This is a genomic window from Streptomyces sp. NPDC000941 (assembly GCF_053599555.1).
Genome location: NZ_JBSFMM010000118.1, coordinates 26,822 through 35,846, shown reverse-complemented (window position 1 = coordinate 35,846; position 9,025 = coordinate 26,822). Strand labels below are relative to the sequence as shown.

7 protein-coding genes are annotated in these 9,025 nt (G+C 72.5%); 3 read left to right on the top strand and 4 right to left on the bottom strand.

Features of this window, described 5'->3' with window-relative positions:
- Positions 1-222 precede the first annotated feature (222 nt).
- The 3 genes from ACWDSL_RS31720 (at position 223) to ACWDSL_RS31710 (ending at position 3,286) form a co-directional block, all read left to right on the top strand.
- Positions 223-774 (top strand): RNA polymerase sigma factor, encoded by a 552-nt coding sequence (locus ACWDSL_RS31720; protein ID WP_450491299.1) that lies wholly within the window; start codon positions 223-225, stop codon positions 772-774.
- 1 nt (position 775) lies between these two features.
- Positions 776-1,978, top strand: a complete 1,203-nt coding sequence (locus ACWDSL_RS31715; RefSeq protein WP_450491298.1) for a CU044_5270 family protein — start codon at positions 776-778, stop codon at positions 1,976-1,978.
- 78 nt (positions 1,979-2,056) lie between these two features.
- Positions 2,057-3,286 (top strand): hypothetical protein, encoded by a 1,230-nt coding sequence (locus tag ACWDSL_RS31710; protein WP_450491296.1) that lies wholly within the window; start codon positions 2,057-2,059, stop codon positions 3,284-3,286.
- Here ACWDSL_RS31710 and nirD read toward each other — a convergent pair.
- From nirD to ACWDSL_RS31690, 4 genes are all read right to left on the bottom strand, one after another.
- Positions 3,269-3,643, bottom strand: a complete 375-nt coding sequence (gene nirD / locus ACWDSL_RS31705; RefSeq protein WP_450491294.1) for a nitrite reductase small subunit NirD — start codon at positions 3,641-3,643, stop codon at positions 3,269-3,271. The genes ACWDSL_RS31710 and nirD overlap by 18 nt on opposite strands.
- Positions 3,640-6,267: a nitrite reductase large subunit NirB gene (gene nirB / locus ACWDSL_RS31700; RefSeq protein WP_450491292.1), complete on the bottom strand. Its 2,628-nt coding sequence runs from the start codon at positions 6,265-6,267 to the stop codon at positions 3,640-3,642. The genes nirD and nirB overlap by 4 nt, the downstream gene beginning before the upstream one ends.
- A gap of 2 nt (positions 6,268-6,269) precedes the next feature.
- On the bottom strand, positions 6,270-7,628 hold the full coding sequence (locus ACWDSL_RS31695; protein WP_450491290.1) for an NAD(P)/FAD-dependent oxidoreductase: 1,359 nt from the start codon (positions 7,626-7,628) through the stop codon (positions 6,270-6,272).
- An 81-nt stretch (positions 7,629-7,709) separates the two neighbouring features.
- Complete coding sequence (locus tag ACWDSL_RS31690; protein ID WP_450491288.1) at positions 7,710-8,999, bottom strand: cytochrome P450 family protein; 1,290 nt, start codon at positions 8,997-8,999, stop codon at positions 7,710-7,712.
- Positions 9,000-9,025 lie beyond the last annotated feature (26 nt).

Genomic DNA, 9,025 nt, shown 5'->3' with positions numbered 1-9,025 from the left:
CCGACACGGCCGTATTGGGCTCGGTGGCGACGCAAACCCACCGCAATGCCTGGCTCACCCGACCACGTGGTCGGGCAGGGGCTCGACACTGCGGGAAGGGGCGGGTCAGGGGAGAACTTCCCTCGGCCACCGCCCGCCATCCGAAAACATTCTCCTCACGGTGTAAGAAATCGCGGTTCTCGACCACTGCCAGGTGAGAGAGCCGAGATGAGGAGACGGTGCGTGACCGACGCCCAACGCTTCCGTGACCTGTACGAGGAGTGCCATCCCCGGGTGCTCGCCTACGCCTCGAGCCTGGTGGGGCGGCAGGTCGGTGAGGACATCACCAGCGAGACCTTCACGGTCGCCTGGCGGCGGATGCGGGACATCCCCACGCCACCGCTGCCGTGGCTGCTCGGCGTGGCCCGCAATCTGACCCGCGAGCTGCGCCGCCGCGACGGCAGACAGTACGCCCTGGCCGCGGAGGAGGCCCAGCGCATCATCGCCTCCGGCCCCCACGTCGGGGATGTTGCCGCGGATGTGACCGAGCGCGAGGCGGCGCTGCAGGCGCTGGCCACGCTGTCCGACGCGGACCGCGAGGTGCTGACGCTGGTCGCCTGGCACGGGCTCGGACCGAGACAGGCGGCGCGCGTCCTCGGCTGTGCCACCGCTACGTTCTCGGTGCGGCTGCACCGGGCCAGGCGGCGGCTGGAGCGGGCTATCGAAGGGGTCGGGGTCGGATTCTCGCGCGACCCTCGCGGCTCTCGCCCCAAAGCGACAGTGAAGGAGCACTGACATGGCACGTAAGCGGCCCGATGTCATGAAGACGCTGGCGGACGCCCGGCCCCCGGAGTTCGACCCGGAGCACCTGGCCGGTTCGGCTGGTTCGGAACGCGCCCGGCATGACCTGATCACCATCCTGAGCAGCGCCCCCGACGCGCCGGAAGCCCGCCGGTCCGCGGGGTCCGCCCGGCCGTTCACCTGGCGGTGGGCGCTGCCCGTCGCCGCGACGGCGGCCGCGGCCGGGGTGCTCGTCGCCACGCTTCCCCAGGGCGGCTCGGGCTCCGAAGGATCCCGCGCCACCGCCCGGCCCACCACGGCCGGCCCCCGGCACACCCCCGAGAACGGCCGCCTCGCGCTGCTGAACGTGGCCAGCCGGCTGGAGAGCAAGGCGGACCAGGGCACGTACTGGCAGACGACCACACGGTCGGGGTGGATCGGCGTCGTCGCCGAGTCCGGGTCGACCTTCGCGGTCGCCACCTCCGAGACACAGCAGTGGTCCTTCGGGGTGCGGCCCGGTACGCAGAGCCTGTGGGTCTCGGGGATCGACGACATCACCGAGCCACGTACCGAGCGCGACGCCGCGCGCTGGCGGGCCGCCGGATCGCCGAAGGACGTCACGCTCGCCGAGTCCGGCTCCCAGCCGGGTGGCAAGCTCGGTCTGCGGATCGAGTCAGGGTCCGAGAAGCGGCCGACGGTGACCCGGATCAACCAGGGTGACAAGATCGCCGCTCTCGGCGCGCGCAATGTGACCTACGCGGATCTGCGGAAACTTCCGGGTGACAGCGGCAAGTTGAAGAAGGCGCTGGCGGAGCTGTACGAGGAGGACCGCGGCAGCGAGATTTCCGGCCGTACCGAGTGGATGTGGCACCAGGCGGCCGGCCTGATCGGCCTCCCGGTCAAACCCGAGGTCCGGGCCGCCGCGTACCGCGTCATCGCGGATCTGCCGGGCATCCGGTCGCTCGGCGAGGTGACCGACCCGCTGGGCCGCAAGGGGGTCGGCTTCGCGCTGCCCGCGACCGAACGGCCCGACTACGGGACCGCGCGGTCGGAGCTGATCGTGAACCCGGCGACCGGCGCGCTGCTGTCCGAGCAGCAGGTGCTGACGAAGCCGAACGCGCAGGCCGCCGAGGCGGGGCTCACCGCGGGCACGGTGGTGAACCACACCGCCACCGTGACGTCGAAGTGGGCGGACCAGCAGCTCAGGACTCCTCAGTGACCGAGCAAAGTCACCTGTAAGAACCGGCGGCCGGCGGCCATTTCCTTCTGAGAGCACCAACCGAGCAGAAGGAGCACCATGGCCAGGAACGCAGGGCTGCGCACAGCGGTAGCGGTGTGCGCGATCGCACTCGGCTCGTTAGGGGCGCAGGCGAACGCCGCCACCGGCACAGCGTCCACCGCCGTGTCCACCACCGCGTCCGATCGGGCGGCCCGCGCCGCCACCCCCTGGCAACTGGCAACGCCGCTGAGCGCGACCGTCTCCACGGAGTTCTGGGACGTCGCCTCGACCGGCGCCAAGGACGCCTGGGCGGTGGGCCGCAAGGCAGACGGCGCCGACGCCGACGGGGGCACTCCCGCGATCAGGCACTGGAACGGCACCGCGTGGACGGATGTCCCCGCCGCCACCACGGGTGGCAAGGCCGCGCGGCTGGAGAAGGTCGCGGCCTCGGCGCCCGGCGACGCCTGGGCGGCCGGCACGCTGGACGACAACATGTCCGCGCCGCTCGTGCTTCAGCACTGGGACGGCAAGAAGTGGAGCAAGGTCGACCACGCGGCCCCCGCGGAGGGGTCGCTGAGCTTCATCGGCGACCTCGCCACGTTCGGTACGAAGTCGGCCTGGCTGACCAGTTTCGACTGGGATCCGAACGGCGACGCCCAGGTCTCCCGTCTGGAGCGCTGGACCGGCTCCGCGTGGCAGAAGGTGGACCTGCCCGCGGCCCCCGGCGGTGGCCAGGCGCAGCCCTGGGACATCACCGGCACCGGCCCGGACGACGTCTGGGTCACCGCCGACGCGGCGACCGGCGAGAGGACCGTACCGCTGCTGTACCACTGGAACGGCAGCGGCTGGACGGTCCGCGAGGTGCCGGTCCCCAGTGAGCACCCGACCGGCTGGGTGGGCAACCACGCCGTGGCCACCGGCCGTAACTCGGTCTATGTCGTCGGGAAGACCAACGACCCGCAGGCGCCCACGGCCACCATGGCCGCCCACTGGACCGGCAGCCGCTGGCAGTCGCTGCCCGCGCTCCCCGTCGACGAGGCGAACGCGGCGGGCGCGGACGGCGCCGGGGGCCTGTGGATCGCCGGCTGGACCCCGGGCGGCGACCCCCACACCGTGATGGCCCGCTGGACCGGTACGGAGTGGTCGACCGAGAAGCTGCCCGCCGACGTCACCGAGCACAGCGAGATGTCCACGGTGTTCGGCATCGCCGCCGTCCCCGGGACGAAGGGCGTGCTCGCCGCGGGGACGGCCGGCTGTGCGAGCGACCCCGTCCAGTGCGGGATCGTGGTCTCACGCAACCTGGGCTGACACCCCGTCGTTCGTACGGGCCGCATACGCCTGGACGGCGACCCCCTCGTCGTCCAGGCACCGCCCCGTCTCCAGGTCGAAGCGCTGCTTCAGCAGCGGCGAGGCGACGAAGGGCCGTGTCCCCAGGGAGCCCAGCAGACCCCGCGAGAGCACATACGCGCCCGTGAACGGATCGCGGTTGTCGATCGCGTACGCCTGGCCCGTCCGGTCCAGGAACACCGCGACCTGCGTCCCGTCCGGCAGCAGCGCCGCCACCCCGCGCCCCGGGATCAGATCGGAGAGGTCGCACACCGCGAACCACCGCTGGTCGACGAGGAGTTCCACGCGGACATCCGTCCGCTCCAGTGCCATGGTCATCGGCTTACAGCCCCTTCGAGAGTTTCGAGAGTGCGGACGGGGATGCTGGGTCCTGACAGGATCGTCAGGTCCGGCTTGACCTGGTCGCGCTCGGGCACGAACTTCACCGTCGGATCCGGCGCGCCCGGCGCGTTGACGAAGGACACAAAGCGCCGCAGCCGCTCCGGATCCTCCAGGGTCTCGGCCCACTCGTCGCGGTAGCCCGCCACATGGTCGGCCATCAGCGCCTCCAGCTCGGCGCACAGCCCCAGCGAGTCGTCGACCACTACATCCCGTACGTGGTCGAGGCCGCCCTCGATCCGCTCCAGCCAGGCGGAGGTGCGCTCCAGGCGGTCCGCGGTGCGGATGTAGAACATCAGGAACCGGTCGATCAGCCGGATCAGCTGCTCGTCGTCGAGGTCCTGGGCGAGCAGATCGGCGTGGCGCGGGTCCGCGCCGCCGTTGCCCCCGACGTACAGGTTCCAGCCGTTCGAGGTGGCGATCACCCCGAAGTCCTTGCCGCGCGCCTCCGCGCACTCACGCGCACACCCGGACACGGCCGACTTCAGCTTGTGCGGGGAGCGCAGCCCCCGGTAGCGCAGCTCCAGGTCGATGGCCATCCGCACCGAGTCCTGCACGCCGTAGCGGCACCAGGTCTGCCCCACGCACGACTTCACGGTGCGCAGCGCCTTGCCGTACGCATGCCCCGACTCGAACCCGGCCTCCACCAGTCGCGCCCAGATCGGCGGCAGCTGGTCCACGCGGGCGCCGAACAGATCGATCCGCTGCCCGCCGGTGATCTTCGTATAGAGCCCGAAGTCCCGCGCCACCTCGCCGATGACGATCAGCTTCTCGGGGGTGATCTCCCCGCCGGGGATGCGCGGCACGATCGAGTACGAGCCGTTGCGCTGGAGGTTGGCGAGGAAGTGGTCGTTGGTGTCCTGGAGCGCCGCCTGCTCACCGTCCAGCACATAGCCGCTGGCGCCCACCGTCGGCGCGAGCGAGGCGATGATCGACGCCACGGTCGGCTTGCAGATCTCGCAGCCGTTGCCGCTGCGCGCCTCGTCGCGGCCGTGGCTGTCCAGCAGCGCGGCGTACGAGGTGATGCGCAGCGTCCGGACGATCTCGTACAGCTCGGCCCGGGTGTAGGAGAAGCAGCCGCACAGCCCCTTGTCGACGCTGACGCCGCTCGCTTCGAGTTCGTCGTTGACCAGGGTGGTCAGCGTCTTGAGGCAGCTGCCGCAGCCGGTGCCCGCCTTGGTGCACTTCTTCACCTCGGGGACCGTGGCGCACTGGTGGTCGGTGACCGCCGAACGGATGCTGCCCTTGGTGACGTTGTGGCAGTTGCAGATCACCGCCTCGTCCGGCAGCGCGGACGGGCCGATCGCCGCCGGCGCCCCAAGACCGGCCGGCAGCACCAACTGCTCGGGCGCGACCGGCGGCACGCTGCCGGTCAGCGGGCGCAGCATGCCGTACGACTCGGCGTCGCCGACCAGCACCCCGCCGAGCAGCGCGCCGTCCGCGCCGATCACCAGCTTCTTGTAGACGCCCGCGCGGGAGTCGGCGTACACCACGTCCAGACAGCCCTCGGCTGTGCCGTGCGCATCGCCGAAGGAGGCCACGTCCACGCCGAGCAGCTTCAGCTTGGTGGAGGTGTCGGCGCCCGTGAAGCCACTCTCCTCGCCGCTCGCCTCCGCGATCTCGTCCGCGGCCACCAGCGCCATCTCGTACCCCGGCGCCACCAGCCCGTACACCCGGCCGTCCGCGGCCAGCGCGCACTCGCCGATCGCGAACACCGCCGGATCGCTCGTACGGCACCGCTCGTCCACCGCGATCCCGCCGCGCTCGCCGACCGTCAGCCCGCAGTCGCGCGCCAGCTGGTCGCGGGGGCGTACGCCCGCCGAGAAGATGACGAGATCGGTGTCGATGGACGACCCGTCGGAGAGGGCCATGGCGGTGACCGCGCCGTCCGCGTTCGCTGTGATCTCCTTGCCGCCGACGCCCGTGTGCACGGCCAGGCCCATGTCCTCCACGGTCCGCCGCAGCGCGGCGCCGCCGCCCTCGTCCACCTGGATCGCCATCAGCCGCGGATTGAACTCCACGATGTGCGTGGTCAGCCCGAGCCCCTTGAGCGCGCCCGCCGCCTCCAGGCCCAGCAGCCCGCCGCCGACCACGGTGCCGGACGAGCAGTTCTTGGCGTACTCCTCGATCTCCAGCAGGTCGTCAATGGTGCGGTAGACGAAGCACCCCCGGCTGTCCTTGCCCGGCACCGGCGGCACGAAGGGGTACGAGCCGGTGGCCAGCACCAGCGAGTCGTACGCCACGGTCAGGCCCGAACGCGCGGTGACCGTGCGCGCGGCGCGGTCGATGTGCTCGGCCGGGTCGCCCAGGTGCAGCTCGATACCGTGCCGGGCCATGAAGCCGTCCTCCACGAGGGACAGGTCCTCGGCGGTCCGGCCGGAGAAGTACGAGGTCAGCTGGACGCGGTCATAGGCCGGCCGCGGCTCCTCGCACAACACGACGACCCGGGCGCGCTCGGTCACGCCCCGCTCGACGAGCCCTTCCAGGAAGCGCTGGCCGACCATGCCGTGCCCGACGAGCACGATGGTGGGGGCGGCGGTGGGGGCAGAGTTGGGTGCGCTCATCGTCAGGAGCCTCCATCGTTGGTCAGCAGGTGCAGCAAGGGGGCGGAGGGGAGCGGTTCGTCACCCTCCCAAGTGCGGGCGAGCGCGCCGACGCTGCCGAGATCGCCGAGCAGAATCCCCCCGACGAGCCGATCCCCACGGACCACGACCTTCCGGTACGCGTTCCGCGTGGCGTCGGCCAGATGCACGACGTCGTCGCCGGGGGCGGGGGTGGTCTCGCCGAACGCGGCGAGATCGAGCGGGCTGGCGGCGGCCGTAGACGCGGCGGCGAGCGTCAGCCGGGTCAGGGTGCGGCTTCCCGTGTACCGGGGGCCGGTTTCGTCGCCGTGTGCGGCCCGGTGGTCGGGTTGTGCCCACCCGTCCCGCCCTGCGGCACGATTGCCCACAACGTGTGCCAAAGTGTCGGCCTGGTCCTGGGCCGGGCCGGCCAGGCCGTAGAGGACGCCGGCGTGCTCCGCGCAGTCGCCGATCGCGAAGATCCGGGGGTCGCTCGTGCGCAGCTCGTCGTCGACGACGATGCCGCGTGCCACGGCGAGGCCGGCCGCGTGGGCCAGGCCGACGCGGGGGCGGGCGCCGCAGGCGAGGATGACCAGGTCGGCTTCGAGGGCGTACCCGTCCGCCAGTTCCACGGCGCTCACGGCGCGAACGGCGCGCCCGCCGCCGGAAGCGGACACGGACCGCGTGCGCAGCCCCCGTACGCGGCACTCCGTATGGACCTCCACGCCCAGCGCCGCCACATGCCGCCGCAGCATCGCGGCCGCGCCCGTGTCCAGCTGCCGTTCCATGAGGTGTTCGCCCTGGTGGGCGAGGACGACCTGGGCGCCGCGCTGGGCCAGGGCCCGTGCCGCGGAGACGCCGAGCAGGCCGCCGCCGATGACGACGGCGCGGACGCCGGGGCGGATGGCCGCGGCGAGGGCCAGGCAGTCGTCCATGGTGCGGAAGGCGTGGACGCCGTCCGGCAGGTCGTGGCCGTGGGGTTCGAAGAGCCCGCGCAGCGGGGGCAGCACCGGGTTGGAGCCGGTGGCCAGCACCAGCGCGTCGTACGGGACGCGGCGCCCGTCGTCGCATACGACCTCGCCCGGGTCCCGGTCGAGCCGGACCACGCGTACGCCGCTCAGCCGACGGCCGACGGCAAGGTCCGGGAGGGCGATGACATCGGGGGCGTACCGCCCGGCGAGGACTTCGGCGAGCAGCACACGGTTGTACGCCGGGTGCGGCTCCTCGCCGATGATCGTCACCTCGGCAAAGCCATCGGCGGCCGTCGCGGCGAGCTGCTGCGCCAGCCGTGTCCCGGCCATGCCGCCGCCGACGATCACCACCCGCCGGCCGCTGCCCGGCTCCGGCTCCCTGTACGACCTCATGCCAGGAAGCGTGCGGGGTGCCTGTTACCCGGCCGCATCACCGCCGTTTCCCTGAAGCAACGCTGCCCTCAGCGCGCCCCGTCAGCCGCTGTGAGCCGCGGGCCGTAGCCGTACGGGCAGCTCCTGCGGGCTGTTTCCGACGAAGCTGGGGTGCGGGACGAGCGCGTCGTCGGGGACGGCCAGGTCAAGGCCGGGGAAGCGGGTGAACAGCGCGTCGAGGGCGATCGTGGCCTCCATACGGGCCAGCGGCGCGCCGAGGCAGTAGTGCGCGCCGTGGCCGAAGGACAGATGGCGGGCGGCGTCGGGGCGGGTGTGGCGGGTGATGTCGAAGCGGTCGGCGTCCGCGCCGTGGGCGCGCGGGTCGCGCCCGGCGGAGGTGTACGAGACGAGGACGGGGGCGCCCTGGGGGATCACCGTGTCGCCGACGGCCAGGTCGCGGGTCGGGTAGCGGAAGGGGAAGAGGCTGACGGGGCTGTCGTAGCGCAGGGTCTCCTCGACCACATCGCCCCAGGACGCCTCGCCGACGCCGGAGCGCACCAGCTCAAGCTGGTCGCGGTGGGCGCACAGCGCCCGCACGGCGTTGGTGATCAGATTGAGCGTGGTCTCGTGCCCGGCGATGATCATCAGCAGCAGCGTGCCGATGAGCTCTTCCTCGCTGAGCCGGTCGCCGTCTTCCTCACGCGCCGCGATCAGCGCACTGGTCAGGTCGTCGCCCGGCGAGCGCAGCCGCGCGGCGGCCACCTGGCCCAGGATGGCGATCATCTCGCGGTTGGCGGCCAGCGCCCGCTCGGGGGCGGTGCGGGTGCCGACGATGTCGTTGGACAGGGCGTGCAGCCGGTCCTGGTGCTCGGGGTCGACGCCGAGCAGTCGGCAGATCACGCCCATGGGCAGCGGCAGCGCGAAGTGGCGGCGCAGGTCGACCACGCCGTCGGGGGCCTCGGCGGCGGCCTCGGCCAGCCGGTCCACGAGGGCGGCGGTCAGCTCCTCGACGGCGGGGCGCAGCGCCTCCACCCGGCGCGGGGTGAACGCCCGGGTGACCAGGGAGCGCAGCCGCTTGTGGTCGGCGCCGTCGGCGGTGGTCATGCCCCGTACGGTGGCGAAGGTCGCAAGCGGCCAGCCGGGCGGGATCTCACCGTCTCGTAACGCGGTGAAGTGGCGGGCGTCCTTGGCGACTTGGGGGTGGGTGGTGAAGCCCTTGAGCTCTTCGTGGCGGGTGATGGCGTAGGCCGTGACATCGCCGGGCAGCAGGACCGGGACTGCGGCCGCGCGCTCCCGCAGCCGTGCGTTGACCGCGTGCTGGCCGACCCCGGTGGGGTCCAGCCGATGCGGGGCGGGGGCGGCGTGCGGCACGGGGCATTGGCCGTCGGTCACATCAGCCGAGTCAGCCGCATGAGTCG

Coding starts and splice junctions, on each gene's coding strand:
- ACWDSL_RS31695 (WP_450491290.1), bottom strand. CDS start 7,628: ATGAGGTCGTACAGGGAGCCGGAGCCGGGCAGCGGCCGGCGGGTGGTG.
- ACWDSL_RS31715 (WP_450491298.1), top strand. CDS start 776: ATGGCACGTAAGCGGCCCGATGTCATGAAGACGCTGGCGGACGCCCGG.
- nirD (WP_450491294.1), bottom strand. CDS start 3,643: ATGACCATGGCACTGGAGCGGACGGATGTCCGCGTGGAACTCCTCGTC.
- ACWDSL_RS31710 (WP_450491296.1), top strand. CDS start 2,057: ATGGCCAGGAACGCAGGGCTGCGCACAGCGGTAGCGGTGTGCGCGATC.
- nirB (WP_450491292.1), bottom strand. CDS start 6,267: ATGAGCGCACCCAACTCTGCCCCCACCGCCGCCCCCACCATCGTGCTC.